21 protein-coding genes, 1 tRNA gene, 1 pseudogene and 1 riboswitch are annotated in these 25,909 nt (G+C 58.2%); of the genes and pseudogenes, 2 read left to right on the forward strand and 21 right to left on the reverse strand.

What is annotated here, in order from left to right; translation table 11 throughout:
• The 17 genes and pseudogenes from CKW23_RS24835 to CKW23_RS24920 all read right to left on the reverse strand — a co-directional run.
• Positions 1-162, reverse strand: a 162-nt coding sequence (locus tag CKW23_RS24835; RefSeq protein WP_143498983.1) for a transposase, incomplete at its 3' end; no start/stop codon positions are given.
• Between the two features lie 61 nt (positions 163-223).
• Positions 224-749, reverse strand: a pseudogene (locus tag CKW23_RS24845) (Fic family protein); the annotation flags it as partial.
• A 304-nt stretch (positions 750-1,053) separates the two neighbouring features.
• Complete coding sequence (locus CKW23_RS24850) at positions 1,054-1,287, reverse strand: hypothetical protein (RefSeq protein WP_095068582.1); 234 nt, start codon at positions 1,285-1,287, stop codon at positions 1,054-1,056.
• Positions 1,284-2,303, reverse strand: coding sequence for a colicin E3/pyocin S6 family cytotoxin (locus tag CKW23_RS24855; RefSeq protein ID WP_095068629.1), 1,020 nt, complete (start codon positions 2,301-2,303; stop codon positions 1,284-1,286). The genes CKW23_RS24850 and CKW23_RS24855 overlap by 4 nt, the downstream gene beginning before the upstream one ends.
• Before the next feature lie 541 nt (positions 2,304-2,844).
• A tRNA-Gly gene (locus tag CKW23_RS24860) sits at positions 2,845-2,918 on the reverse strand.
• A 158-nt stretch (positions 2,919-3,076) separates the two neighbouring features.
• Entirely contained in the window at positions 3,077-3,958 is an 882-nt protein-coding gene (locus tag CKW23_RS24865) for an alpha/beta fold hydrolase (RefSeq protein ID WP_025261602.1), read from the reverse strand.
• Between the two features lie 307 nt (positions 3,959-4,265).
• Positions 4,266-4,958, reverse strand: coding sequence for a pseudouridine synthase (locus tag CKW23_RS24870; protein ID WP_095068584.1), 693 nt, complete (start codon positions 4,956-4,958; stop codon positions 4,266-4,268).
• A gap of 41 nt (positions 4,959-4,999) precedes the next feature.
• On the reverse strand, positions 5,000-5,230 hold the full coding sequence (locus CKW23_RS24875; RefSeq protein WP_095068586.1) for a cysteine-rich CWC family protein: 231 nt from the start codon (positions 5,228-5,230) through the stop codon (positions 5,000-5,002).
• Positions 5,227-6,708, reverse strand: coding sequence for a diguanylate cyclase domain-containing protein (locus CKW23_RS24880; RefSeq protein ID WP_095068588.1), 1,482 nt, complete (start codon positions 6,706-6,708; stop codon positions 5,227-5,229). Before CKW23_RS24880 ends, CKW23_RS24875 begins: the two co-directional genes overlap by 4 nt.
• Positions 6,709-6,810: 102 nt before the next feature.
• On the reverse strand, positions 6,811-10,137 hold the full coding sequence (locus CKW23_RS24885; protein WP_095068590.1) for a dermonecrotic toxin domain-containing protein: 3,327 nt from the start codon (positions 10,135-10,137) through the stop codon (positions 6,811-6,813).
• Positions 10,138-10,214: 77 nt separating this feature from the next.
• A complete protein-coding gene (atzF, locus tag CKW23_RS24890) occupies positions 10,215-12,029 on the reverse strand; it encodes an allophanate hydrolase (protein ID WP_025261598.1) in 1,815 nt (604 codons plus the stop codon).
• A 36-nt stretch (positions 12,030-12,065) separates the two neighbouring features.
• Positions 12,066-15,668, reverse strand: coding sequence for an urea carboxylase (uca, locus tag CKW23_RS24895; protein WP_095068591.1), 3,603 nt, complete (start codon positions 15,666-15,668; stop codon positions 12,066-12,068).
• Positions 15,669-15,782: 114 nt separating this feature from the next.
• Positions 15,783-16,397: an urea amidolyase associated protein UAAP2 gene (locus CKW23_RS24900; protein ID WP_095068593.1), complete on the reverse strand. Its 615-nt coding sequence runs from the start codon at positions 16,395-16,397 to the stop codon at positions 15,783-15,785.
• Positions 16,398-16,409: 12 nt separating this feature from the next.
• Positions 16,410-17,135 (reverse strand): urea amidolyase associated protein UAAP1, encoded by a 726-nt coding sequence (locus CKW23_RS24905; protein WP_025261595.1) that lies wholly within the window; start codon positions 17,133-17,135, stop codon positions 16,410-16,412.
• A gap of 14 nt (positions 17,136-17,149) precedes the next feature.
• Positions 17,150-17,914: an ABC transporter ATP-binding protein gene (locus CKW23_RS24910; RefSeq protein ID WP_095068595.1), complete on the reverse strand. Its 765-nt coding sequence runs from the start codon at positions 17,912-17,914 to the stop codon at positions 17,150-17,152.
• On the reverse strand, positions 17,911-18,726 hold the full coding sequence (locus CKW23_RS24915; protein WP_095068596.1) for an ABC transporter permease: 816 nt from the start codon (positions 18,724-18,726) through the stop codon (positions 17,911-17,913). Before CKW23_RS24915 ends, CKW23_RS24910 begins: the two co-directional genes overlap by 4 nt.
• A 27-nt stretch (positions 18,727-18,753) precedes the next feature.
• Entirely contained in the window at positions 18,754-19,827 is a 1,074-nt protein-coding gene (locus CKW23_RS24920) for a putative urea ABC transporter substrate-binding protein (protein WP_025261592.1), read from the reverse strand.
• Positions 19,828-19,889: 62 nt separating this feature from the next.
• Positions 19,890-19,992, reverse strand: a riboswitch (guanidine-I (ykkC/yxkD leader).
• Between the two features lie 481 nt (positions 19,993-20,473).
• Between CKW23_RS24920 and CKW23_RS24930 the strand changes: the two genes are divergently transcribed.
• Positions 20,474-20,815: a hypothetical protein gene (locus CKW23_RS24930; protein WP_025261591.1), complete on the forward strand. Its 342-nt coding sequence runs from the start codon at positions 20,474-20,476 to the stop codon at positions 20,813-20,815.
• 67 nt (positions 20,816-20,882) lie between these two features.
• Here the strand turns inward: CKW23_RS24930 and CKW23_RS24935 are convergent, their stop codons facing one another.
• Positions 20,883-21,989, reverse strand: coding sequence for an enoyl-CoA hydratase/isomerase family protein (locus CKW23_RS24935; protein WP_025261590.1), 1,107 nt, complete (start codon positions 21,987-21,989; stop codon positions 20,883-20,885).
• A 132-nt stretch (positions 21,990-22,121) separates the two neighbouring features.
• Between CKW23_RS24935 and ung the strand changes: the two genes are divergently transcribed.
• Entirely contained in the window at positions 22,122-22,814 is a 693-nt protein-coding gene (ung, locus tag CKW23_RS24940) for a uracil-DNA glycosylase (RefSeq protein WP_025261589.1), read from the forward strand.
• Between the two features lie 41 nt (positions 22,815-22,855).
• Here ung and CKW23_RS24945 read toward each other — a convergent pair whose 3' ends face one another.
• From CKW23_RS24945 to CKW23_RS24955, 3 genes are read right to left on the reverse strand one after another with little or no spacing between them, the layout of a single operon-like run.
• Positions 22,856-23,881 carry an AbrB family transcriptional regulator gene (locus CKW23_RS24945; RefSeq protein ID WP_038400013.1) on the reverse strand — a complete coding sequence of 342 codons (1,026 nt, stop codon included), beginning with the start codon at positions 23,879-23,881 and terminating at the stop codon, positions 22,856-22,858.
• Positions 23,874-25,388, reverse strand: coding sequence for a tripartite tricarboxylate transporter permease (locus tag CKW23_RS24950; protein WP_025261588.1), 1,515 nt, complete (start codon positions 25,386-25,388; stop codon positions 23,874-23,876). Before CKW23_RS24950 ends, CKW23_RS24945 begins: the two co-directional genes overlap by 8 nt.
• A 1-nt stretch (position 25,389) precedes the next feature.
• Positions 25,390-25,848 carry a tripartite tricarboxylate transporter TctB family protein gene (locus CKW23_RS24955; protein WP_025261587.1) on the reverse strand — a complete coding sequence of 153 codons (459 nt, stop codon included), beginning with the start codon at positions 25,846-25,848 and terminating at the stop codon, positions 25,390-25,392.
• Positions 25,849-25,909 lie beyond the last annotated feature (61 nt).

The raw sequence follows: 25,909 nt of genomic DNA on the forward strand, positions 1-25,909 counted from the left end.
CTGCCGTTCTTCTTGAGGTTTGCTGTAGCGCTTTATCCACGCATAGAGGCTATGCGTCGACACACCAAGACGGGCCGCTACGTCAGCGACGGGAAGCTTCTTTTCGGTCACTTGATTGACCGCTTGGGTTTTGAATTCTTCGGGATAACGCGGGTTGCTCATGGCACCTCCTGATTGGCCTCATTTTAAGGCATGGAGGTGTCTACGAAACCCGGGGCGATTCATGATTCATCATCCTGAAATTACCGATGATCATCTTCTCATCGGGGGGTTCAGGCCTGCGTTTGCGCTTGAGTAACTCTTTTGCTGTCTTGGTCGTCGTCGCTGCACCTTCCAACTGGCTGCTACTGATGGCTTCGTCTTCAATCAGGTCTTTAAGCAAATACTGCAGATGTTTGCTTTCCCCGATTTTTGAGCACATCCACTCAAGCGCAGCCGTCGTCGTGTGCTGGTCGCACGCCGACACAGCGAGGTGCATCGCAGGCGTATAGAGGAAGTTGCATATTTTCGCAGGCTCTCCGAGTAGCAGTACTGGCGTCAGTTGCCTGCTTCTCGCCAGTTTCACAACCGACCAGGCCAGCCCATGGTCAAGCCCGGCAGGAATCCTGAAACGCAATTTGTCGTAGAAGGTAACGCCCATTGGCGTCCAAAGCCTGATTCATCTCGATATAGGCCGCCAGATGGTGCTGATGATGCTCGATGATCTCTTTGAAAGGATCGAGGTTCACCTTTGGCGGGAGCTTGATCACGATTTCAAAATTCCTTGGATTTGAAATGAGCATACCCGCCGGTTTTGAGGATTTCAATTTATGACGAAAATGAAATCCAGGGCTCTGCCGAGTCTTCTTCGAGTTCAGCCAGTAAAACCAAGCAGGTTTGGCTGACAGAGCTCATAAGTGCCAAAGCGATACACCTCATACCCGACAAGTTGCGATAATCTGCCGGCCGCCGCCATCTTGGCGTATCGGCTCAGACTTGAGCGACCGTCTGATTCGGGATAGTCGATCTCGATCACAGCTCGCACGCCTCCTGGCAGCCGTGGGAGGTTTTAATTCAACTTACGTTACAGGTCAGTTGAAATATGTGTTTCTCGTCGTTGAAACGCTTACCTGCCAACACCTCGATGCTGGACAGCTGGGTATTGCTAAGGTTGTAACCTTCAATACCTCGCTGCGGTGATGACCAATTCATAATTTCGGCTAGTTGGGCTTCGCAGTCATCTGGTAGAACAATTTCAAAATCTAGAAATTCGTTCTCTTTGTCGAATGCTTCGATGATAAATTTCATGGTTCTACCTGTCTGTTTTTATCTGCGTCTTTGGTTTGCTCACCTGTTTCGTGATTAAACTCTCCAAGATGGGTTCCGCGCTTATTGTATTTCTCAACAGTCCCATGTTGGCTATCCCACTCGAAAATAGTGCCATCTCTTGTCTTCCATCGTTTGCGTAGCCCCCCTCCGCCCTGTATCGATGTTTTCCGTGGGGTAATCCGTGCATCTGGAAAAGCTGTAAGCCCTCTGGGGGCCGGATGATAGCTGTGGTCTCCGCCAAGCGGCTTTGCATAAACCACATACAGCGACTTTAAGCCCGTTTCTGCCGGAAAGACCAGAATACAGTCGTCAGTTGTAATGTCGTCGCCGGGAAGGCCTTCAATCAGGCTGTCCGTGTTTTCCGGGATTGGGTGCACAAGGATGGCACCCAGTTGCTCACTGCTTTGGTCGGGGTAAGTCAGTGGTGGCATTCCTGAAGAGCTGTTTGGCGGCGTCCAGAGAATGGTGATCCCGTTTAGTTCGGCCTCCATCGCAGTTTTGGTTGCGTTCCACTTCACCTGCACTATGCGTACCGAGTCATCACCTGACGCGCCGGTGTGAATGCCGTAGATCTTTGCTATGCCTTCGGCATCACGCCTGAACTGAAAGCGCACCCGTGTTGTGGCCTTTCCCATGCTGCGCAGTTGTTCATCTGTATGGAGTGTGCCGTCACCCATTTTGGTGGGGAGCATGCCCATTATAAAAACGCTTATCGGTCCCCCGGCGCCACGTATTGCCCACGTCATACGCTTTTGCATGATGCCACCGCCAGCAACACGGCCCAGTCCGGCATCAGCACCGATGGCCATTGCCAATGCATCTGCCGACGAAGGCAAAAGCATGGAGGCAACAACCATGATGTTGCCGAAGTTGGAGGCTGGTTCGGTGATCGTTCCTGCTTCTGTGCTGCACCAATTTTCAGCAACGCAGGATTTGGCGAAGACTAGGTCTGCGCGCTCCTTGGGAGATGGCCATTCATCTTTGGGGGCGTACATGGGTTCTGGTATAGAGGTTTTGGCCCACGCTGCCCATGAGGCTCCAGCGTTTGGGCGCTTCTGATGCAAGAGTGAGTCAAAAAAAGAGTCGTGTTTATCCTCCTCCACGTGAAGTCCCTGTATGAGTTCAGACCAAAACGAGAAGGTTGCCGCCCGATAACGCCCCAGGTCAATTTGACTTGGTAACTGGTAGTTTCACTGAACCGGTACGATTCAGGGAATTTGATGTGCTTCAACTCAGGCGTGCGCCGCTTTGCCCCACCTCGCTTGGCGCCTATGTCCGCGACGGGTGCACATGATCGAGTGGCGATCATCCGTGAGTCATGATTGCGGCTCGCGGCGCTGAGATTGTTTGTGCGTTCGCGGGATGCAGGGCTGATCTTACCGGTCCCATTGTGGGCGCAGCTCACAAAATCTCAAGAGACCTGTGCGCAGTGGGCATTGCTGCCAGATGTACTCAGGATGGGGAAATTGATCAATGGTATTGCAGAAGTTAATCAGCAGAGGATGTTGATTAAAAAGGATTTTTCTAAGGAAAGGCTGGAGCGGGTAGAGGGAATCGAACCCTCAACTAAAGCTTGGGAAGCTTTCGTTTTGCCACTAAACTATACCCGCTCTGAGCGGCTGACTTTGTACCAGATGCCCGGTGCGAGTTAAAGCGCTAAATTCATCCAGCCGCGCTTTCTGGCTGTACTGCGCCCAGGGAGACCATCCGCCAGTTGCTGCTTTCCCTGCGTTGGCGAATGGTTCCTCGGCTCTGTCGAGCGCCGGCCTCAGAAGGCGAAGGCATGGTGTTGAGTCTGGCTGTAGGCGTGGCGAGCGGGTTCTACGACAGGTTGCAGGAAACTCATCAGTGCCTTTTTGGAGTCGCGGCAGGCGGCTTTGTGTTCCATGTCCAGAAAGTGCCCGGCGGCTTCGATGGTGCTGAAGCTGCAGTTCTGCACGTACTTGGCGAAGAGCACCGCGTCATCCGCTGCGGTGTATTCGTCCCGCACTCCGTTCATGAACAGCACAGGTACGTTGATGTTTTTCGCAGCCGTCAGGTAGTTGCTCGGGTCGAGTTCCAGCACCTGGCTGATGTGAAAGTGCATCTGGTCGTATTCGTGCAGGTCCAGGCTGCTGACGTGACGATAGTTGAAGCGTTTGAACAGCGATGGCAGGTGTTTGCCGATGGTGTCGTTGATCAGGTGGCCCATTTCATGGCGGTTGTGCTCGCCCAGGTGCTTCAGGCCACGGTTCAGGTAGTCGCGCATGTGATCGTTGAGGATCGGCGAGAACGAACTGATGACAGCGCTCTCGATGCGTTTTGGCCGGTGCGACAGGGCAACCATGGCGGCGGCTCCGCCCCATGAAAACGACATGACGTGTTCGGCGTTGAAGTGGTCGATCAGCTCCAGCAGGATCTGGCCTTCCATTTCCCGGGTCAGGGGTTTTTCATGCAGGTTGTGCGGCTTGGATTTCCCAGCATAGGGTTGGTCGTAAAGCACTACGTTGAACTGTGGATACAGATTGCGAACGGTCTGGGCAAAAGAAGCAGTGGTGGCCAGCGAGCCGTTAACCATGACGATGGTTTTTTCCGCGGCGTCTGCGCGGTAGAACTCCGTGTAAACCCGAAACTGTCCTTGTATATCAAGCACGGCGATTTCTGGCCTCATATGTATGTCTCCTGACTTACAGATATGCGTATGCGCTAGCGCAAATAAAAAAATGCACGGTTTGGTGACAGGTAGGCATTAGCCTTGAAGGCCCATGTCGATCCGAACGATCTGTTCGACAGGTATTGTTATTGGCGGGCAATTTGTCGTGAACCCGAGGGTTCGATACGGCAAAAGGTTTCTTAGAATGCGTTGCTGACTTGCCAGTCACATGTGGACTGACGATTGGATTCAAGCAGGGGATCCGGGAACCCGCAAGTGCCGTTCGTAATTGATCGGACCGTTCCGCCGAATGGTAGTGACTTTTTCAGATCGACTGAATTTGTGTGCGACTCAGTGCCTGATAGCTGCCGGGCTCTAGCTCGGGGTTCAGGGCCAGAGGCCCCATGCTTTCTCGATGCAGAATCAATACTTTATTGTCGAAATGACCGAACATCCGTTTTACCTGATGGTAACGGCCTTCCACGATACTGAGCCTTGCACGGCGAGGTCCGAGCAGGGTCAGCGTGGCAGGTTGGGTGGTGATGTTCTCGTAGGCAAAGTAAAAACCCTCGGCAAACTTTGCTATGTACCGTTCGTCGATAACTTGCTCTGTCTCGACGTAATACACTTTGGGCAGTTTGGTTTGCGGCTGGGTCAGTCGACGTGACCACTGTCCGTCGTTGGTGATCAGCATCAGGCCGGTGGTATTGAAATCCAGCCGACCGGCGATGTGCAGTTCATGTTTGTCGGGTTCATCCAGCAAGTCGAGCACGGTCGGGTGTTGTGCATCGACTGTTGCACTCACATAACCACGCGGCTTGTGCAGCATGAAATAACGCGCTGCCTTGCCGGCCTGCAGTAATTCGCTGTCGAATTCCACGCGGCTGAACTCGCGCACTTCATGATGCGGATCGCCAATCACCAGGCCATCGACTTTGACTCGCCCGCTGGCTAGCGCCAGGCGGACATGCTGGCGGTTGAAGCGGGGCAGGTTGCTGAGAAAACGGTCAAGACGCATGAGGGTGACAGGGCGATGGGCAAGGAGCGCGCATGGTACGCCTATCGCTCCGGTTTGGCCTGCACACTGTTTGCGACGCCGGCGCAGCGCGGGCACAGGCAGGCCTGATTGCGGAGTTCAACGGGCAGGGCCTGGAGCACGGCCGGGTCGATACTTTGCGAAAAGCACCAGCATGCCTGATCGACCGTGCGCGGGTCGGCCAGTGTGCAGGTGTTGCCCAGGCCGCATACCGGGCACAGGCTGGAGTCTGGTTTTGTCGCTGTTGTGTTCATGCTGGGACCGGTTTCTCGATACAGACTTGATTGCGGCCGTTGAGCTTGGCGCGATAGAGCGCCAGGTCGGCACGGGCGATCAGGCTTTGCAGGTTATCATCGCTTTGCAGTTCGGCCAGCCCGACACTGACCGTAATCTGCAACGGTATGCCGGAAAAGACATACACATGCTGCTCGACCAGTTCGCGGATTTTTTCGGCAATGCGTTGGGCACCCTGAGTGTCGCTGCCCTTGAGCAGAATGATGAACTCTTCGCCGCCCCAGCGGCAAATGATGTCTGACTGGCGCAGACAGCTTTTAAGGTCATTGGCAAAACCGGCCAGCACTTCATCGCCCGCCAGATGGCCGTGCGTATCATTGAGCCGCTTGAAGCGATCCAGATCCAGCAACAGTGCGGTCAAGGGGATGGCTTCGCGCTGGGTATCCTTGAGGGTATTGAGGGCCAGCAGGTTGAAGCCCCGGCGCGTGGGCAGGCCGGTCAGGCTGTCGAGGGTGGCCTGGGCTTCAAGCTTGCGTTGGTAGCTGATGATGATTCGATGCAGGAGCAGCACAATCACCAGCGTCACGATCAGGCAGATGAACAGGTTCAGGTACAGCGAATGGCGAATGTCGCTCAGGGCGGTGTCTTCCTGCTTGTCGACGATCAGGTACCACTCGAGTTCAGGTATGAGGCGCACATTGAGAAAGTGGCCTTCGCCGTGGTTGCTGTATTCAAAGGTACCGCTGTGAGGTTTGGGTAGTTTGTTCTGCAGGTCCTTCATGCTGGGCAGGTCTTGCAGCCGTTGCCCGATGGTTGCGCCTTGGGGTCCACCCTCGGCTCCGGTCAGCACGATGCGCCCGAAGGTGTCGACAAGGTAGACGTTGCGCTCATAGCGTTGTCGGTAGCGGTCGATCAGTTGGGTGACGGCATCGACGGTAAGACCTACTCCGGCTATCCCGATAAACCGGTTGTTGTAGTCGAATACTTTGTAGTTGATGAAAAAGGTCAGGTTGTCTTTGTTGGCCATATCGGGGTCAAAGCTGATTTCGTATGGCACGTCCATGTCCCGCACCCGGTAATACCAGGCGTCTCGTGGTTCAAGGGCGCTGATTTTTTTCAGAATGCCTTTGGCGTGGTAATAGATATGGGTGGAATCGGAGATGAAAAAGGACGTGTAGGCTCCGTAATGATCCATGACTTCCTTGAGGTAGCGGGTCATTTGTTCAGGATTGCGTTCGCCATCGACCACCCAGTCGCGCATGAAGGTATCGCGCGACATCATCGAAGAGATGAGAACGGGCCGTACCAGATCTTTCTGGATTTCTGAATAGACCGTATCCGACGTCAATGGCAACTCAGTGTTGATAATACCGTCGCGAATGGATTCTCGTGATACGTAATAACTCAGCAGTGTGGTTGCCAGAAAACCGCTTCCCAGCAAAAAAATCAAGGTCATCAATAATGAACGGTGAGAGGTCATTGCAGACTGATGGGGCATGAAAAATCCGCTTTCTTGGATATCCTTGAGAGTACGTATATTAAATGAATCGGCGATTCATTAATAACCGGATATATAAAGCAAGTCTCTGGCCACTTTCAGTCAGGGCGCATTGATAAGCGCCGGAGCCAGATAAACCGGGCTTCGACGCAGGAAGGCGTCAATGGCGGAACATCGACAATGCACCAAAAGAATACGGTCGTAATGAATACCCTGCGCCCATAATGTCTTGAACAGATCTTCCAGCGCGGGGGCAGACATTGCAAAACGGTTACGCACCGTCAATATATCCATGGGGGTGGACGGGAGCTGTCCTTTGAAAGGCGATATATTGGAATTGCGCACAATATTGGCAATGTCCTGATAGGTTTCATCGGCCACAGTCTGGAACTTGGACAAGGTGTAATTTTTCAATCTGCCGCGAACCGAGGTGCCCGCCATGAGTTTGTCGGTGACTACCAGCGAGGGCAGTGAAGACGGTGGTATCGCCAGGGTATTACCCACGTCATTCGATATGGCAAACGGGCCGACTTTTTTGCTGACGACGCGATGCAGCTTTGGATCGGCAAGCAGATAGCCATGAGGAGCATAGGTATGTATTTCGGTTCCGTTGGGGATTTTGACCGTCGAACTCCAGGGCAGATACTGGCCATGGGTGCTGACCACCAGAGTGCGGGCCTGACCTTTGCTGGATGTCCAGAGCAGAAACTTGCGCCCGAGCTTCCAGGCGTGGATGGGCAGGTTGCCGTAGAGAGGGTGTCCAGGCACGGTCCAGACCTTGAGCATGCTGTCGGTGTGAAAGAACTTCTCCAGACGGGTTTGCCGAGGTTGCATTGAGCGGCCAAACAGTGACGCGAGACTCAAGGGGAGCGCGGCTGTGGCGCGTTGCGTGCGCACGATGTTTTTTACAGGCGTCACGACTTTCTTGAGCGCCCCCAGCAACCTTGGCGTGAAAGGCATCAGGCTGAACAACCCCAATGACAGTGCAGACAGGATCGCCTGCTTCTTTTCCTCACGACCACTGCCGGGCTGATTGGCCGCTACGATGTTCAGGGACGTGATGCCGATGTCGATGGCCAGTACCGCAATGAACGCAGGGGTCAGCAGAAAAGACATGGGGGCCAGCACCCATTGCAGATGACTCAGACGCTGTGTCCAGTAGCGCAGCGAAAGCTGGGTCGAAGTCACGATCTGTTGTTGGGTCTCTTCCAGGGTGTTCTGTTTCAGTGTCTGGCGCATGAAAGCGAACGGCGAGCCCGGCAGCAGATATCTATGCAGCGAATGGCTTAATGCCTTGCGCACATCGGGGTTGTATATCGCGTCTGTCCAGGGGCGCAGTATCGAAGCAGGCGGGTCTGGTGCCTGGACTCCGCCCCATAACCTGAACAGATAGTTCAAGCGCTCCTGATTGCGGCCCGGTACGTAATTCAGTACGGCCGTGCGCCACTTCTCGTCCCCGGTGGCTTGCCTGAGGTATTCCTGAAGGGCCTCATCGTTCTTGAATTCAATGAGCGCCTTGGGCAGCCCGGCTTGATAAAGCACCCTTTGCGGCTTGTCGGGCTCCTCAAGCACCAGCAGGCCAGCGCAATACTGGTGCTCTACACCTTCAACAAATGAGTTCTGCACTTCAAAGCCCAGGGTGAGCCATTGCGCAGCGGGGTCCGTCAATGACTTCACGATGCTGTCGAAGCCGCTGCGCAGCAGGCTGCCCTGTTTCAGGCAGATCACGGCCTGGCTGATCAACATGGCCTGAAATATCTGCTCGATCCTCTGCGCCTGTTGTTCCCAGAATTCATCGAGGCGGCGGGACATCAGGTGCAGAAAGTCGATGGCTTTTATCCGTTCTTCGATATCCAGGGCCGCAACCGCAAGCTCCTTGTCGGCTGACCAGACGCCTTTGCCGGTCGTGTCCAGATACACCACCGACCGACCGCCATGGTCGATATAGCCGGCAGGGTATTGCACCCGATAATTGCTCATCAGGGCTTCACTGAGGCTGACGGGTTTCTCGTCGGGTACGTGTACATGAACGGTAGGTCGCAGAATGCTGCCCAGCGGCGTGACCGAGTGCCCGCGTCGATAGGCAATGAAGACGTGATCAGGGTTTAGCTCTGCGCCATGCAGGGTGAGGATGACTTCAGCCATGAGCTGCGCCGCTATTTTCAGCGGTGCGGGGATTTGCCCGAGGATGGGGGCCTTTGTCTGCCAGAGGTCTACCGCTCCTGCCAGGGTCAGGCCACGTGCAATGGGTTTGAGCAGGTCGATATCGTGGGCGCCATCCACGCTTTCCAGCAGGTCGAGTGCGAATGTTTTCTGAGCATCTGTCAGGTGGCTGAACACGTCACCCTGAAGCACTACCGACTCGACCACGAGCGCAATGCTCTCCCCGGAAATGTACTGGCCCAGCCAGAGCCGGTGCTGCCTTGAGGCATTGAGCGTGTCGAGCAACCGTTGGCTCATCTGACGCGGTTCGTCGCTGATGTACTCGGTGATGGTTGCCGCATCACCCAGGACATGAATAAAACAATGGGAAGTGTTCAGCGATCTGACCTGAAAGATGCCGGGTACGAGCTGACCGTTTATAGACAACATGCGGACCTCAGAGCTGTCGCCTCGTGTGGTCTGTTCCAGCGCCTTACTGTCGGCCGGGAAGTGCTTGAAACCCAGTGCATCGAGCGTCAGGTAATAACCGTTGCGGCTGATCTTTTTCCGGGCGAACTTTCGTGCCAGCACGTCTAGAAAGGAAAGCCTGGCCAGTGTGCGGTAAGTCGTTTCATGTTTGTGCCAGAAGGCATTGACCTTGCTGATGTAGTCATCGACCCACGGGGCGTTGATGATGAGGTCAAACAGTGTCCTGGAGCTTAGTGATGGCGTATCCGGGTCCGGCAATGTGTCGGTTATCGTGCAGTTCAGCAGGTCTGCCAGCCGGCTCGTGTCGCCAGATATCAGGGCCAGTTCGGTCAGGGAGAGTCGGGCGCTGTAACGCTCGCGCCCACGCTCATCGACCGAGGGCCGGTTTTCGGTCGTGAAGGTGATGTGCAGTGTGTCAGGGTCCAGTTGCTTGCCTGCCTTCTGCAGCAGCAGGGCTTTCAGTTGCTCGCGGATATACGCCCGCTGGGGAGGAGGGTAGTCCATGTCCAGTTGCAGGGTTTTCAACAGCAGGATCGAGTCGGCAAGCAGTTTGAAGCCGGGGCTTTTTCTGAGCTTTTTCAGTCGCTGTATGGCTTGTGCATCGGGTAATGCCGAAGGTGATGGCGAGGCGATCTCCGGCAGCGGTTTTTCGTCAGTCGGGTAATGCAGCGGCGCAAGGGAAAATGCCCCCGAGCCATTGAGACTGTCTTTTCGTTCCGAATCAGGACCCGGCAATATGATGAAATCGGGATGCTCCAGATTGGAAGCAGCAGAGAGGGATTTCCAGAGTTCATCCATGACAGTGACATAGCGAAGTGAGTGGCCGCTTACTATGTCACTGCCAAGGCTGCGCAGTTGCCTATCTATTTATAGGTTCAGCGCTGCTGCAGATAAGCACGCCAGCCGCCCAGATGGCTGATATCGGTCGCGCCTTCAAGGCCATAAGGTTCGCAGATAAAGCCGCTTTCCCAGCGTCCATCGGCCAGTTGCACCTTGCCCAGCCCCAGCGGTGCGGGAATGCCGGTCAGGAATGAACCCAGCTCACGGCTCGGCAGTTCCCAGACTTCCACTTCTATCGCCACGCCATCTTGCGCTACACGCAACATGCCCGGACGAAACGGCGGGCCGCCTGCCAGAGCATATAACTGATAGTCGGGCGAGCTTTGTGTCACTTCCAGCAAGCGTGCACCGCGCTGCTTGAGTTGCCCGTTCAGTGCCAGGCCGTCCAGATGGGCTCCACAGACCACAAGGCGGCTCATGTCATTGCGGGCGGCGGACTTGGGTTGAGGCAGATCTGGAATGTGGCCACCGATCAGTGGCAGTGCGGTCTGGCGTTGCAAGGCGTCGGCGATGCTTAGCAGGTATTGATCTGTAAAGGCCCGACCAAACAGCGTCACGCCCCAGGGCAGGCTGTTGTTCATGACGGCGCTGGGCACTGCAACGGCTGCGTAATCCAGCAGGTTGACGAAGTTGGTGTAGTAACCCAGCTCCGAGTTACGCAACACCGGTTCTGCTTCCAGTTCTGCCGAGGTGACCGGGCGACCGATGCTGGGCGTGACCACGAAGTCCAGGTCTTCAAGCGCCTTGTCGCAGATTGCCTTGAGTGCCTGCAAACGATAGTGCGCCCGGAACGTATCGACACCCGTGACCGCAGGTGCCTTGTCCAGTACAGCGCGGATAACGGGCAGCACGGCGTCGGGAACTTCCTGCATCAATTGCCCGGCCACGCTGTAGCGTTCGGCGACCCATGGGCCTTCATACAGCAGACGCGCCGCTTCCAGGAAGGGCGAAAGATCCAGGGTGACAGCTTCACCGCCCAGTGCTTTCAGATGAGCGAGCGCTGCCTCGAACAACTGCGGTCCTTCGGCACACCCGAAAAACTCCAGGTCTTCGGCACGTGGCACGCCGAAACGGAAAGCGCGGGGCGCGCCGAAGGCCGAAGCGTCGTTCCACAACGGGTTTCGGCGGCTGTATTCGTCGCGAGGGTCCAGCCTGGCCACCAGCCCCAGCAACTGGCTGGCTTCCCTTGCTGTGGCCGTGAAGGTGGTGACGCAATCCAGCGTACGGCAGGCCGGCACCACGCCAGCCGTGGAGATCAGCCCTTTACTGGCTTTCATGCCGACCAGATTGTTCAGCGCAGCAGGCACCCGGCCCGAGCCTGCGGTGTCGGTGCCCAGCGAGAAGCTGCTGACACCCAATGCCACGGCCAGTGACGAACCGGAGCTCGACCCGCCGGACGGGTACTCCTTGAGTACGCTGTTGGGGCATGCGCCATAGGGTGAACGGCTGCCGTTCAGGCCGGTGGCGAACTGATCGAGGTTGGTCTTGCCCATGGGCACGGCACCCAGGGCGATCAGTTGCTCGACAATGGTTGCCGAACGTTGTGGCACATACGCATAGGACGGGCAGGCTGCGGTAGTAGCAATGCCTGCCAGGTCGATATTGTCCTTGATCGAAAACGGGATGCCGTACAGCGGCAGGTCTTTGATATCGCGGTTTTCCAGTGCAGCGAGGTAAGGCTCCAGTTCTGCCGGGCTGAGCAAGTGGATGTACAGATGAAAGTCAGGATTCAGCGCGGCGGCCTTTTCATGGAGGGCCAGGATCAGTTGCCGGGGTGTCAGTCTGCCGGCCTGGTACGCGTCACGCAGGGTATCCAGTTGCAGGTCGCTTGGGAGTGCGTTGTGGTTCATGGCGAATTCCGTCGAAAGAGTTAAAGACACAAGGTTTCAGTCCGTTTCCAGAACGACCACACGTTGCCCGGCTCGCACCGCCGAGCCAGGTTGCACCCGCACATCGCGAACAATGCCGCTCACGGGAGCCAGCAGCGGGATTTCCATTTTCATGGACTCCAGAATCACCAGCACATCTCCTGCCGAAACTCGCTCACCCGGCTGGACCTGCACTTGCCAGAGGTTGCCGGCGATATGGCTGTCGACCCCTTGCTGGCCGGTTTCGAGCGCGGGTTCATCGGTGAGCGGGGCCGCACTTTCCTCACTCTCGAAATTGGCTTGCCCGCTGGCGATCCAGCGCTCGCGTTCGGCCTGGAAAGCAGCTTGCTGCTGGCCGCGAAAGGCGGCGATGCCCTCGGCTTCCTTGGCTAGAAACGCTTGATAGTCGGCCAGGTTCAGGGTGCTGTGTTCGATCTCCAGCGGGTAACGGCCCAGCGGGAAATCCCGGCGGATGCGCAGTAACTCATCGGCACTGACCGGGTAAAAACGGATCTGGTCGAAGAAGCGCAGCAGCCAGGGCTTGCCGTCAAAGGCGGCGACTTCGCGATAGCGGTTCCACATCTGCAACGTACGGCCCACGAACTGATAACCGCCGGGGCCTTCCATGCCGTACACGCACATGTAGGCCCCGCCGATGCCCACCGAGTTTTCGGCGGTCCAGGTACGTGCCGGGTTGTACTTGGTGGTGACCAGGCGATGACGCGGGTCCAGAGGTGTTGCCACAGGTGCGCCGAGATAGACGTCGCCCAGGCCCATGACCAGATAGCTGGCGTCGAACACCGTGCGTTGCACTTCATCCAGATTGGGCAGGTCATTGATGCGCCGGATGAACTCCAGATTGCTCGGGCACCAGGGCGCGTCCTTGCGCACGGTGGTCATGTATTTCTCGATTGCCAACTGACAGGCCGGATCGTCCCAGGACAAGGGCAGATGCACGATGCGCGACGGGACTTGCAGGTCCTGGGTGGCGCAGACGGCATCCCATTCACCGGCGACGATATCCAGCAGTGTTGTGAGAGGCAGTTGTTCGGGGTGGTAATGCACTTGCAGGGAGCGAATGCCCGGTGTCAGATCGATCACGCCCGGCAGTGCCTTGCTTTCCAGTGCCTGCATCAAGGCGTGCCCGCGGAATCGCAGCACCAGATCCAGTTCGGGAGCCCCGATTTCCAGCAACACATGGGTGTCGCCTGATAGCCGGGCGACCAGTCGTTTGTCGTCCTGACCAATATCCAGCACAACCGGGTTCTGTAGGAGTGGATTCATCCGCGAAGGGGGTGTGTCTGGACCATTGCTTTCGCGACTGAAGTCGCTCCTACGGATTAGGGCGCGGGCTGTTTCCAGGCTGACCGGGCTGAAACGCACTTTATCTCCGGCCTTGAGCTGCCCCAACTGCCACAGATCCGCTTCGATGATGGTCACCGGGCAGACGAATCCACCAAGACTCGGGCCGTCGGGGCCGAGGATGACAGGCATGTCGCCGGTAAAATCCACCGCGCCGATGGCGTAGGGATTGTCATGGATATTGGAAGGGTGCAAACCCGCTTCGCCACCATCGGCGCGCACCCATTCCGGCTTTGGTCCTATCAGGCGCACGCCGGTTCGGCTGGAGTTGAAATGCACTTCCCAGTCGGTGGCAAAGAACGTATTGATGTAACCCTCGGTGAAATACTCCGGCGCACCATGCGGCCCATAAATCACGCGAATCTGACGCACATCTGCCAGGGGCTCGATCTGTTCATCCGGCACACGCTGCCCGGCGCTGCGATCAGCAAGGGCCGTGATATGCAGCACATCACCAGCGCGCAATGCCCGTCCACCATGCCCGCCGAACTGGCCGAGGGTGAAGGTGCTTTTGCTGCCCAGATAGTCCGGCACATCCAGCCCGCCGCGTACGCACAGGTAACTGCGTGCCCCGGCACCGGCAATGGTGCCCAGCGCCAGGGTCGAACCTGCAGCAACCAGCAGCGCCGTATTCATGTTTTGCGATTCACCATCAAGGGTGATCGGGATCAGCGCGCCGGTAATGGCCACCACCGCATCGGTATTGAACCGTAGCAGCGGGCCGCTCATGGTGATTTCCAGTGCCGCGCAACCTTCGGCATTACCCAGCAGGCGATTGCCCTGGCGCAAGGCCCGGCTGTCCATCGGCCCTGAAGGCGGTACACCAACGGCCCAGTAACCGAGACGGCCCGGATAGTCCTGCACAGTGGTCTGGGTGCCGCCGCTGAGCACTTCAAAGGTGTCGGCGTGATAGATCAGGTTTTCCAGGCAACGGGTCCACGGCTGGCCGCTGGCAAAGGGCGCATCGACGATGATCTGCTGTAAATAGCCGCGGTTGGTTTCCACGCCATACAGGCGCGTGTTGCTCAAGGCTTCGGCCAATGCGTCACTGGCTTGCTGACGATCGGGTGCCCAACTGATGAGCTTGGCGATCATCGGATCGAAAAACGGCGGAATCTCACAACCGGCTTCAACCCAGGTATCGATGCGCAAGCTTTTGCCATCGGCAGCCGGAAAGTCCACGGCGGTCAGCAGACCGGGGCAGGGCTGGAAGTCGCGTCCCGGATCTTCGGCATACAACCGCGCCTGAATGGCATGGCCGGTGGGTTTCAGCGTGGCTTGCAACTCGCTGAGCGGCGGCAGATCCCCGGCTGCCAGTTGCACCATCCAGCCCACCAGATCGACCCCCCACACTTGTTCGGTGACACCGTGTTCGACCTGCAGGCGGGTATTCACTTCCAGAAAGTAGAAACTCTGATCCTCGCTGTCGAAGACAAACTCTACGGTCCCCGCGCTGCGATAGTTGACCGCCTTGGCCAGCTTGATGGCCGCTGTGCAGAGTTCGTCAGCCATGCCGTCCGGCAGGTTCGGGGCCGGGGTTTCTTCCAGGACTTTCTGGTTGCGACGCTGCACCGAGCAGTCGCGTACACCCAGCGCCAGCACTTCGCCCTGGCCGTCACCGAAAACCTGCACTTCAAGGTGGCGAGCGCGCTGAATGTATTTCTCGATGAAGACGCCCGCGTCGCTGAAATTGTTCTGGCCCAGGCGCTTCACGGCTTCAAAGGATTCGCTCAGCTCTTCGGCGCTCCGGCACACGCGCATGCCGATCCCGCCACCGCCTGCGGTGCTTTTGAGCATTACCGGGTAGCCGATGCCACGTGCGGCTGTGAGTGCCGACTCAAGGCTGTCGAGCAATTCGGTGCCTTCGAGCATGGGCACACCATGTTCTTTGGCCAGTGCGCGAGCGGTGTGCTTAAGACCGAAGACGCGCAGTTGCTCGGGCGTCGGGCCGACGAAGGCAATGTTGGCGTCTTCGCAGGCCTGGGCGAACGCCGCGTTTTCAGACAGAAAACCGTAGCCGGGATGAATCGCTTTGGCGCCACTGTCTTTGGCAATGGCGAGAATCTTGTCTACCGCCAGATAAGTACCCGCCGCGCCGCCTTCACCCAGGCTATGGGCTTCGTCGGCCTGCATCAGGTGCAGGCTGGCGGCATCGGCTTCGGAATAGACCGCAATACCCTTGACCTTCAAGGTGCGCAGGGTTCGCAGGATGCGGCAGGCAATGGCGCCACGGTTGGCGATCAGCAGTTTGTCGAACATGGCATAAACCCCGGAAACCCAGATTCGCTGGGTTTCGTGATGGGAAGCGGGCCGTCCCGCTATGGGTCGTTGCGCACAACGGTCGTCCGTTGTGGAGGGCTCGATTGGCTGGATTCAGTCGCGAATCAGCAGCTGGGCCGGAGTCGGGTTGTAGCCGTTGCAGGGGTTGTTCAGTTGCGGGCAGTTGGAGATCAGCACGATCACATCCATCTCGGCGCGCAGTTCGACGTACTTGCCGGGCGCGGAAATGCCGTCCTCGAAGGTCAGGCCACCCTCGGCGGTCACCGGGACGTTCATGAAGAAGTTGATGTTCGGGCCGATGTCGCCTTTGCCCAGACGTCCGTCATGGACACAGGCACGCAGGTAGTTGTCCCGGCAACTGTGCATGTGGCGTTTGTCCAGGGCATAGCGCACGGTATTGCTTTCCTGGGCACAGGCTCCGCCGACGGTGTCGTGACGTCCGCAGGTGTCATCGACGATGGTCAGCATCGGCTTGCCGAGGTTGGAATACAGTACGCTGCCGGTAGTCAGGTAGACATTGTTCTGGCGGCGCAGCGTGCGTTGTACGTCATAACGCTCGCGAGGGTTGGCCAGGCTGTAGAACAGGGTATCGACGGCCTGATTGCCTTCCAGGTCGAGAATGCGCACGGTCTGTCCGGCCTTGACCTCGGCCAGGAACGGTTCGCCAGCCGCAATAGTGGCGTCGCAGCAGTGTTGGGTCGAATGCATGACAAGGCCTCCTCAGGCGAACAGACGGTCGGTATTGATAAAACCACGCTCGTTTTCCGGGCGCGAGGTACGGCAGTGTTCGGCCACGCTGGCGTCGGCTTTCATCCAGCTCAGCTTCACAGGCTGCGGGGCGTACTTGGGGGTGGGGTCCATAGGGTGTTGCAGGGCAGTGAGGACCACCAGGGTGTCCATCGGCGCATACAGCTCGATGTAGTCGCCAGCTTTCGAGTTGTCCGGCACGAAATGCAGGCTGCCAGCCTCGTCCACATTGACCCTGCTGAACAGGTTCAGGGTCATCAGCAGGTCGGACAGGCCCAACCCCCATTTGCCCAGCTCTACCAGCAGGTTGTCGACGCCATTGCGGAAGAAACCATTGCGCAGTTCCTGATAGCGGCCCATGCCGTATTTCTCTTCGACTTCCGCCGCGTTGAGTACGCCGCCGAGGCTGTCGCTCCAGCCGCAGGTGTCAGCAGTGATCGCTGCCAGCACACGACCCATGTCCGAGTACAGGCAGTGGCCGCTGGTGAGCTTGGCGGTGTGTTGGCACTTGAGGCTGTCGGGCAGGTTCAGGCGTTCGGTCTTTTCATGGGCATTGAGCAGCGTCAGGCTGACATTGGCATTGCCGTTCAGGTCTGTAAGGCGTAGCAGCTCGCCGCGCTTGAGCACGAATGAGCGATGGGCTCCGCCAGGCAGAAGTTCTTCGGCGAACACGGGAAAGAGGGTGGTTGAGTCAGTCATGAGTCGGTCTCCTTTCAAGCCGGTAGCATCGAGTCGAGAGCCGCGCGAGCTGCACGGCGGTCGCTGTTCAAGGGGATGTCGTAAGTGATGCGTGCGCCATAGGCGCCGGGGGCGTGCGGGTCGTGGCGCACTTTGTCGAAGACCATCAGGCGGGTGCCGAGGTTGAAGCCTTCGGACAGGTCGTGGGTGACCATGAACACGGTCAGCTTGGTTTCCTGCCAAAGCTCCAGCAGCAGGTTGTGCATGTCCTTGCGAATGCCGGGGTCCAGCGCGCCGAACGGCTCGTCCAGCAGCAGGACACGAGGCTTCATGATCAACGCCTGAGCAATGGCCAGCCGTTGTTGCATGCCGCCGGACAGTTGGGTCGGGTATTTGTCCAGCGCGTGGCCCAGCCCGACTTTGTGCAGCAGCACGGCCGCCTGTTCCCGGGCATCGCGCTTGGCCTGCCCGAACAGACGACCGAGCCAGGGCGCATTCGGCAGTTCCAGGCCCAGCGCTACGTTGTCCAGCACGCTCAGGTGCGGGAACACCGAGTAGCGCTGGAAGACCACGCCACGGCTTGGATCCGGCTCGCTGGCCAGAGCCTTGCCGTCCAGGGTGATAACGCCACGACTGGGGATTTCCTGGCCCAGCAGCAGGCGCAGAAAAGTGGACTTGCCACAGCCCGAGGCTCCGACCAGGGTGCAGAACTCACCCTCGGCCACGTCCAGGTTCAAGCCTTCAAGCACCACCTGATCGTCGTACTGCTGCCAGACATTGCGCACACTGATAAAGCTCATCCTCGTGCTCCTTCATACCAGGGGAATGCACGACGGGTCAGGGCTTTCAGGCCCCAGTCCATCAGCCAGGCGAGCAGGGTGATCCAGATCACGTAAGGCAGAATCACGTCCATCGCCAGATAGCGGCGTACCAGGAAAATCCGGTAGCCCAGCCCGTCAGTGGACGCGATGGCTTCGGCCGCGATCAGGAACAGCCAGGCAGATCCCAGTACCAGCCGCAAGGCGATCAACAGGCGTGGCAGCAGTTGCGGCAGGATCACCCTCAGGATCAGCGTCCAGGTCGAGGCGCCGAGGGTTTGCGCTTTGATCAGCAATTCCACGGGGATTTCCCGTGCGCGCTGTTCCAGATCCCGGGCCAGGATCGGCGTGATGCCGATAACAATCAGCATCACTTTCGATAACTCTCCCAGCCCGAAAACAATGAACAGAATCGGTAGAATCGCCAGCGGCGGCACCATCGACAACACTGTCAGTAACGGCGAGAGTGGCGCGCCGAAGAGCGGCAGAATGCCCGACGCAATCCCCAGGCACAGGCCCAGCAAGGCGCTGACTCCCAGCCCGATGGCCAGCCGTTGCAGGCTGGAACCGGTGTCCTGCCAAAGCAGGTAGCTGCCGGTGCGCGCGTCCTCGGTGAAGGCCATACGCTTGACCGCATCGGCCATCTGCACCGCGCTGGGCAGCAGTTTGTCGTTGGGGTTTTCCATCAGCCGCGTCGCCGAGCCTGTGAAATAGGCGAACAGCAGCAGGGCGAATGGCAGGATCACCAGAATCAGGCGACCTGCCCGATCCGGATGTCGATTTATCAAGCGCATGGCAATGACCTTTGGACTGGGTGCGTTTTACAGCTTGTTGTCGACGGCCATCTGCACGTAGCTGGGGTCGAAGTGCAGCTTGAGGTTGGCCTTGTCGCCTTCAGTCACGCCATTGGCGAACGACATGCCCACGGCGCCTGCATCTCGGGCACCTTCGCCCAGCAAGCCATGATCGAAGGAGAAACTGGCGACCTTGCGCATGGTGTCTGGCAGTTGCGCGCTGGTGGCGAACGTCAGTGCTTCCTGTGGCGTGGCAAACAGCCGGGTGGTGTCGAGCTGCGACTGGAAGCCCGCCAGGTCGGTGCCCGACGCCTTGGCCATGTGCTCCAGTGCCGCCTTGCTGGCCGCCGACTTGGCGTTCATCAGGGCAACCACTTCAAACCATGCGCCGGTCAGAGCTTTGCCCAGGGCCGGGTTGTCTTTCAGGGTCTGGGTGTTGACCACCATCATGTCCATGATTTCGCCAGGGATCTTGCTCGAATCGAAGACTTGCGTGACGCCGGGCCTGGCCTTGATATCCGAAAGCATCGGGTTCCAGGTGGTGACGGCTTTCACTTCATCGGTGTTGAAGGCTGCCGAGATATCGGCGTCCGAGGTGTTGACCACCTTGAGGTCTTTTTCGGTGAGGTTTGCGCTGTCCAGCGCACGGGCCAGCAGGTAGTGGGAAACCGACAGCTCGACCAGATTGACGTCCATGCCTTTGAGGTCGGCGACGGTCTTGCCTTCGCCCTTGATCACGATGCCGTCATTGCCGTTTGAAAAGTCGCTGACGATCAGCGCTGTGCTTTCAACGCCTCCGGCAGCCGGAATGGTCAGGGCATCCATGTTGGTCATGGTGCAGCCGTCGAACTGACCGGCGGTGTACTGATTGATCGATTCGACGTAATCGTTGAGCTGGGTGATATCGATCTTGATGCCGTATTTCTTCGCCCATTTGTCGACGATGCCTTGAGTGCCGGCGTATTCCCACGGCATCCAGCCCGCGTAAATGGTCCAGCAGACGTTGAAGTGATCTTTGGGGGCGGCTTGTGCCGAGAGGCTCAATGCAGCGATGAGGCCTGCTGCGAGCAGACCGGACAGGCGGGACTTGGGCTTGTGCATGCTGAATAAACCTCCAGTAGTGAAAGGGGCGGCCAGGAGCAACTCGACACCACTGGTGTCCTGTCTCCCGGGCTTTTATCCCGCCGTGTAACCTCTACTGGAGGTCGCCAACTCTCGGACCAGCCACTTACCTGTCGGCAAGCCGGAACCCTAGTCGGCTATTGCAAATTGTGGTGCCGCGAAGCTGTGTTGACTCCTGCACATCAATCGTTAAGCGAGAGTTGTGCCAACTTGCTACAAGCCTTGTTTCTCCATGGGTGTTGGAAAAAGGACACGATTTTCCTGCCCGGGATTGCCTTGTGCTGGTGCGGGTTTGCACCGTGATGAGGCGTCCGGGGTTGAAATGTTTTGTAGCATCTTTGTGCCGAAGGGGTGCGGGGCCCCGTGGCCTTGTTTATCAAGGGCTTGCGAGCCATTTTGCTACTATCTGATGGGACGGGTGGACAGGGGGAGTCTCGCACTAGATGGCCTTTTTGCTGTCTGATTAATCGTCTGCTGACCCAATGTGCAGACGCCGACCAGCGTCGCTGGTTGTGCCCAATCGCGGTCCAAGGAGGCCGCCATGTATCGAAGACCCTTGCTCATCGCTTTTCTGGCTCTGTTCATGACAGGTTGCTATGCAGGTCCTGGTTACTACGAATCCGAGGTGTACACACAACCGACGACGGTCGTCGCTGGAGGGTATGCTTATGACAACGGTTACCGCTCTTCCTATTATCAGGAGCGGCGCATTTATGTAGCGCCTCAGCCACGCTATTACTACAGCCAGCCACCGCGTTATTACGCGCCACCGCCTCAGCCGCGCTACTACGGTCCTCCACCGCAACCGCGCTATTACAACCCCGGTCGGCCACCGGGCCACGGATGGCGTGACAACAGGTTCCGTGGCAATGACGGTTACCGGAACAACTACCGTAACGACTATCGCAATGACTACCGCGGAGGCGGCCGGTCATGGGATCGAGGCCGGGGTGATGGCCGTTATTGATTGCTAACCCCCCAGGAGCGAATTCATTCGCGAATGAATTCGCTCCTGCCTGGCGATACCTGGATAGTTATGACAAATCCGCCAGCGGATGCCTTCCCTCCCAAGCCTTTGAGAAGTGAGCATCAATCACTGCTCTCGGTATCCTGGCCACATCTTGCCAGTGCCAATGTGGCGCGTGGTCCTTGTCGATCAGTCGCGCCCGCACACCTTCGTTGAACTCCGGATGACTGCAGCAGTTGAGGCTCATGGCGTATTCCATCTGGAACACCTGGGCCAGTGACAGATACCTGCCTCGACGGATCTGTTCCCAGATCAGATGAGCGGTCAACGGGCAGCCCTCCAGTAGGTTTTTCGCGCAATGAGCCAGCAGCGCGTCGTCCTGATGTTGCAGATGTCCGATGGCATTCCAGGCACCGGGCAGATTCCCGACATCCAGTAATTCATCGATCTGTTCCCTGCGCGGCAGCCACTGGGCGGCTGGCAAGCGGGGGAGGGCTTCCTGTTGCAGGGCCTTGAGCAGGCTGTTGAGCTGTACGTCGGTCTGTTCCTGCCAGTTCAGTTGCAGCAGGCTTTCGATCAGCACGTCTTGCTGTTCGTCGAGCAGGAAACGATCGGCCAGGTCCAGATCCAGCGCGTCACGGCCATTGATGTGAGCGCCGGTCAGTCCCAGAAACAGGCCCAGCTTCCCTGGCAGTTGAGACAGAAACCAGCTGGCACCTACATCCGGATACAGGCCGATGCTGATTTCGGGCATCGCCAGACGGCTGCTCGGGGTTACGATGCGAATGCTGGCACCTTGCAGCAATCCCATGCCGCCCCCCAGAACATAGCCATGGCCCCAGCAAATCAAGGGTTTGGGGTAGGTGTGGAGGCTGTAGTCCAGGCGATATTCCGCCGCAAAGAAGCTGGCCGCCAGAGGTGGCACGGTGCCCGGAGCCTCGCGACAGGCTTCGGCCAGTGAGCGCACCTCGCCGCCGGCACAAAAGGCTTTCGGCCCGTTGCCGCGCAGCAGGACGCACACGATCTGCGGGTCGTCTGCCCAGGCCGCGAGCTTGTCCTGAAGGGCTAGAATCATTGGCAGCGACAGGGCATTGAGCGATGTTTCGGCATCCAGGCTGGCGATGCCGATCCGGGCGCCATCTTGCCCGTGCAGCTCTTCAAATTGCAGATTCATCATGACTCTCTCGTAGGCAGTTACAAACGACGTTCTGCCATCCAGTGTAGAAAACTGCTGGTTTGCTGCTGCGCATTTGACATTGGCAGCCAGCTTTCCTAGTGTCGCGCAGTGTTTTTACCGGGTATGACCATGACAAGCGATGACCGTATCAAACTTGAGCCCAGCTGGAAGCAGGCGCTGCGCGATGAGTTCGAAAAACCTTACATGTCGCAACTGCGTGAGTTCCTGCGCCAGGAACATGTCGAAGGCAAGGAAATCTATCCGCCGGGGCCGCTGATCTTCAATGCGCTCAACTCGACGCCGCTGGATCAGGTGAAAGTCGTGATTCTCGGCCAGGACCCGTATCACGGCCCGGGTCAGGCCCATGGCTTGTGTTTTTCGGTACAACCCGGCGTGCCTGCGCCGCCTTCGCTGGTGAATATCTTCAAGGAGTTGAAGCGCGACTTGAACATTGATATCCCCAACCACGGCTGCCTGCAAGCCTGGGCCGATCAGGGCGTGCTGATGCTCAACACCACCCTGACTGTGCAGCGGGCCAATGCGGCTTCTCATGCTGGCAAGGGCTGGCAGCATTTCACCGACAAGGTCATCGAAGTCGTCAGCGCCCATCAGCCGAATCTGGTCTTCCTGTTGTGGGGTTCCCATGCGCAGAGCAAGCAGAAGCTGGTGGACGCCACCAAGCATCTGGTACTGACTTCGGTTCACCCGTCGCCGTTGTCGGCCTATAAAGGCTTCCTGGGTAACGGGCATTTTGGTCGCGCCAACAAGTATCTGGAGCAGAATGGGCTGGCGCCGATTGATTGGAGGCTGTCGGATATTTGAGTAGGGAAGGCCGCAAGCCTCAAGTCAAAAGCTTGCAGCTCCTATCTCCTATCCCAGCGCCGATACAACGGCTCTGCCAGAAACATCACAAACAATAACCGCATGACCTGCATTGCTGTCACCAGTGGCACCGAGAGTTGCAGCACCTCGGCTGTCAGGCTCATTTCGGCGATGCCGCCTGGCATCATGCCCAGGGTCAGGGAGCGCAGGTCCAGGTGGGTGAGGGTGCTCAAGCCCAGTGCGGCGAGGGCTGCGATCAGCATGGTCAGGGCTGTCCCCACTAGCGTGCGTCCGAGAAAGGACGGTGCCCGCCTGAAGAACTCACGATTGAAGTGACAGCCCAGGCCGCTGCCGATCAGCAGTTGACCAAGCTGGCTGGCCCCGTTGGGCAGTCCGATTTTCAAGTCCCAGGCGACACTGACCACTGAACTGAGCAGCAGAGGCCCGAATAGCCAGGGATTGGGTTGTTTGAGGCGTTGCCAGAGAAAAGCCAGTACCGCGCCCGCGGGCAGCAGAAACAACAACCATCGCCAGTCCACCGTTGTGGCATGCAGCGCTGGAGTGCCGTCACCCAGCAGGTATTTGAAGATCGCCGGTACACACAGCACCACCGCCAGCACCCGCAGGCTTTGAGCGGCAGCAACACTGCTGAGGGTCGCACCATTGCGTGCGCCGAGATTGACCATCTCCCCCGAGCCGCCCGGCATGCTTGAGAAAAACGCCGTAGGACGATCTTCCCCGGTACGTAGCATCAGCCAGACGCTGACCACGCTGGAAAGACTGGTCACCAGCGCCCCGAGCACAATCAGACCGAAGTGTTCCAGTACTTGCTCGATGACTACCGGGGTAAAGTGCAGGCCAATCCCGATGCCGATGATCAGTTGCCCGACTTTGCGTCCGCCGGGGATTTGCGTCAGTTGCCAGGGTGTCAGACAGCGGACCAGGATGATCGCCAGCAACGAGCCGATCATCCATGGCAAAGGCCAGCCGACCTGGCTGGCGAGGTATCCGCCAAGCAGGCCGACCAGCGGGGTTCCCCACCAGCTACGAAAGGACCGGTCAGACATCGGCCAGTGCGCGCGACTGCCTGGAGCGCTTGCGCCAGATCCGGTACAGCGGGAACAGCAGCATGAAAATCGTCACGATCCAGACACCGATGCTGATCGGGCTGGCCCACAGGATTTCCAGCGCGCCATTGGAGATCGACAGCGCACGTCGCAGATTCTGCTCCATCAAACCACCCAGAATGAAACCGAGCAGGATCGGCGACAGCGGGAAGTCCAGTTTGCGCAGGATGTAGCCGAAGATACCGATACCCACCATCAGGAACAGGTCGAAGGTCGTGGCATGCACGGCATAGACGCCAATCGCGGTAATGATCGCGATCACCGGCACCAGCGCCCAGTTCGGTACGGCAAGGATGCGGGTGAAGATGCGGATCATCGGGATGTTGAGAATCACCAGCATGATGTTGGCGATGAACAACGAGGCGATCAAGCCCCAGACAATGTCCGGTTGCTGCTGGAACAGCATCGGGCCGGGCGTGATGTTGTACAGCGACAGGGCGCCGATCATCACCGCCGTGGTGCCGGAACCCGGAACACCCAGAGTCAGCATCGGCACCAGCGCGCCGCAAGCGGTTGCACCGATGGCGGTTTCCGGGGCTGCGAGGCCGCGCATGTCGCCCTGGCCGAACTTGCCGCTTGGGCCGGCAATGCGTTTTTCGGTCATGTAGGCCACGGCGCTGGCCAGCGTTGCACCGGCGCCCGGCAATACGCCCAGGCCGAAACCGAGCAGGCCGCAACGAATGTTCACGATGAACACCGCCGAAGCTTCCTTGAAGTTGAACAGCATGCGCCCGGTGGCTTTCACGGCTTCCTGGCCGCGATGGGTTTTCTCCAGCAGCAACAGAATCTCGCTGATGGAAAACAGGCCCAGCACCAGCACCACGAACTGAATGCCGTCAGTCAGGTGAATGTTGTCACCGGTGAAACGGTACACGCCGCTGTTGGCATCGATACCGACGGCTGACAGGAACAGGCCGATCAGTGCCGCAATAAAGGTCTTGAGCGGCCTATCACCCGCCATACCGCCCAGGCAGACAATCGCAAAGACCATCAGCACGAAGTATTCCGCCGGGCCGAAGGCTATCGCCCACTTGGCCAGCAATGGCGCAAACAGCACCATGCCGCAGGTGGCGATGAACGCCCCGATGAATGAACTCCAGGCCGACAGCGACAAGGCGACACCTGCCAGTCCCTTGCGGGCCATGGGATAACCGTCCAGCGTGGTCATCACGGTAGAGGCTTCGCCGGGGATGTTCAGCAGGATCGAGCTGATGCGGCCGCCGTATTCACAACCCAGATACACCGCAGCCAGGAGAATCAGTGCCGATTCAGGTGGCAGGCCCAGTGCGAATGCGATGGGAATCAACAGCGCGACGCCGTTGATCGGGCCAAGGCCCGGCAGCAGGCCGACGACGGTGCCGATCAAGGTGCCGGACAGTGCCGTGATCAGGTTGTAAGGCGTGAGGGCGACACCGAATCCCTGACCCAGATAGCTGAAAGTATCCATATCAATTCTCCAGAACGCTGAGCAGGCCCAAAGGCAAGGGGACGTCCATGGCTTTATCGAACAGCAGATAAAGGCCGACGCTCATCAGGGTCACGACGACGATGCCGGGCACCCAGCGACCGCCATACAGGCGCGCCATGGGAATGCCGATCAGGATGCTGCTGAGGATGAAACCCAGAGGCTCGAACAGACCGGCGAACACCAGCAACAGTGCGATGCAGGTGCCGATCTTGATCAGGGTTTCGCGATCCAGAGGCGGTTCGTCTTCGGAATGCACGATGGGCGTCGGGCGAAACAGCAGGTACAGCAACGCCAGGCCCATCAGCCCGAGCATCAACAGCGGGAAGGCGCGAGGGCCTACAGGTTCATAGGAAAACGGGGCCTGATACGGCCAGGCCATCAGCGTCAGGCCTGCGCATACCAGTAACAGTGCAGCAGCGAAAATGCGTTGCAAGACCATGGGAAGCTCCTGTTTTGCGCCTGCCGGGCAGGCGCAACGGGTCGTCAGTCAATTGAGTTCA

The sequence above is a fragment of the Pseudomonas sp. Irchel 3A18 genome (genome assembly GCF_900187465.1).
GTDB classification, from domain to species: Bacteria; Pseudomonadota; Gammaproteobacteria; order Pseudomonadales; family Pseudomonadaceae; genus Aquipseudomonas; species Aquipseudomonas cichorii.

Coding starts and splice junctions, on each gene's coding strand:
- CKW23_RS24945 (WP_038400013.1), bottom strand. CDS start 23,881: ATGTCTGACCGGTCCTTTCGTAGCTGGTGGGGAACCCCGCTGGTCGGC.
- CKW23_RS24870 (WP_095068584.1), bottom strand. CDS start 4,958: ATGCGTCTTGACCGTTTTCTCAGCAACCTGCCCCGCTTCAACCGCCAG.
- CKW23_RS24910 (WP_095068595.1), bottom strand. CDS start 17,914: ATGAGCTTTATCAGTGTGCGCAATGTCTGGCAGCAGTACGACGATCAG.
- CKW23_RS24875 (WP_095068586.1), bottom strand. CDS start 5,230: ATGAACACAACAGCGACAAAACCAGACTCCAGCCTGTGCCCGGTATGC.
- uca (WP_095068591.1), bottom strand. CDS start 15,668: ATGTTCGACAAACTGCTGATCGCCAACCGTGGCGCCATTGCCTGCCGC.
- CKW23_RS24935 (WP_025261590.1), bottom strand. CDS start 21,989: ATGAATCTGCAATTTGAAGAGCTGCACGGGCAAGATGGCGCCCGGATC.
- CKW23_RS24885 (WP_095068590.1), bottom strand. CDS start 10,137: ATGGATGAACTCTGGAAATCCCTCTCTGCTGCTTCCAATCTGGAGCAT.
- CKW23_RS24850 (WP_095068582.1), bottom strand. CDS start 1,287: ATGAAATTTATCATCGAAGCATTCGACAAAGAGAACGAATTTCTAGAT.
- CKW23_RS24915 (WP_095068596.1), bottom strand. CDS start 18,726: ATGCGCTTGATAAATCGACATCCGGATCGGGCAGGTCGCCTGATTCTG.
- CKW23_RS24950 (WP_025261588.1), bottom strand. CDS start 25,388: ATGGATACTTTCAGCTATCTGGGTCAGGGATTCGGTGTCGCCCTCACG.
- ung (WP_025261589.1), top strand. CDS start 22,122: ATGACAAGCGATGACCGTATCAAACTTGAGCCCAGCTGGAAGCAGGCG.
- atzF (WP_025261598.1), bottom strand. CDS start 12,029: ATGAACCACAACGCACTCCCAAGCGACCTGCAACTGGATACCCTGCGT.
- CKW23_RS24900 (WP_095068593.1), bottom strand. CDS start 16,397: ATGCATTCGACCCAACACTGCTGCGACGCCACTATTGCGGCTGGCGAA.
- CKW23_RS24905 (WP_025261595.1), bottom strand. CDS start 17,135: ATGACTGACTCAACCACCCTCTTTCCCGTGTTCGCCGAAGAACTTCTG.
- CKW23_RS24880 (WP_095068588.1), bottom strand. CDS start 6,708: ATGCCCCATCAGTCTGCAATGACCTCTCACCGTTCATTATTGATGACC.
- CKW23_RS24920 (WP_025261592.1), bottom strand. CDS start 19,827: ATGCACAAGCCCAAGTCCCGCCTGTCCGGTCTGCTCGCAGCAGGCCTC.
- CKW23_RS24855 (WP_095068629.1), bottom strand. CDS start 2,303: ATGTACGCCCCCAAAGATGAATGGCCATCTCCCAAGGAGCGCGCAGAC.
- CKW23_RS24955 (WP_025261587.1), bottom strand. CDS start 25,848: ATGGTCTTGCAACGCATTTTCGCTGCTGCACTGTTACTGGTATGCGCA.
- CKW23_RS24865 (WP_025261602.1), bottom strand. CDS start 3,958: ATGAGGCCAGAAATCGCCGTGCTTGATATACAAGGACAGTTTCGGGTT.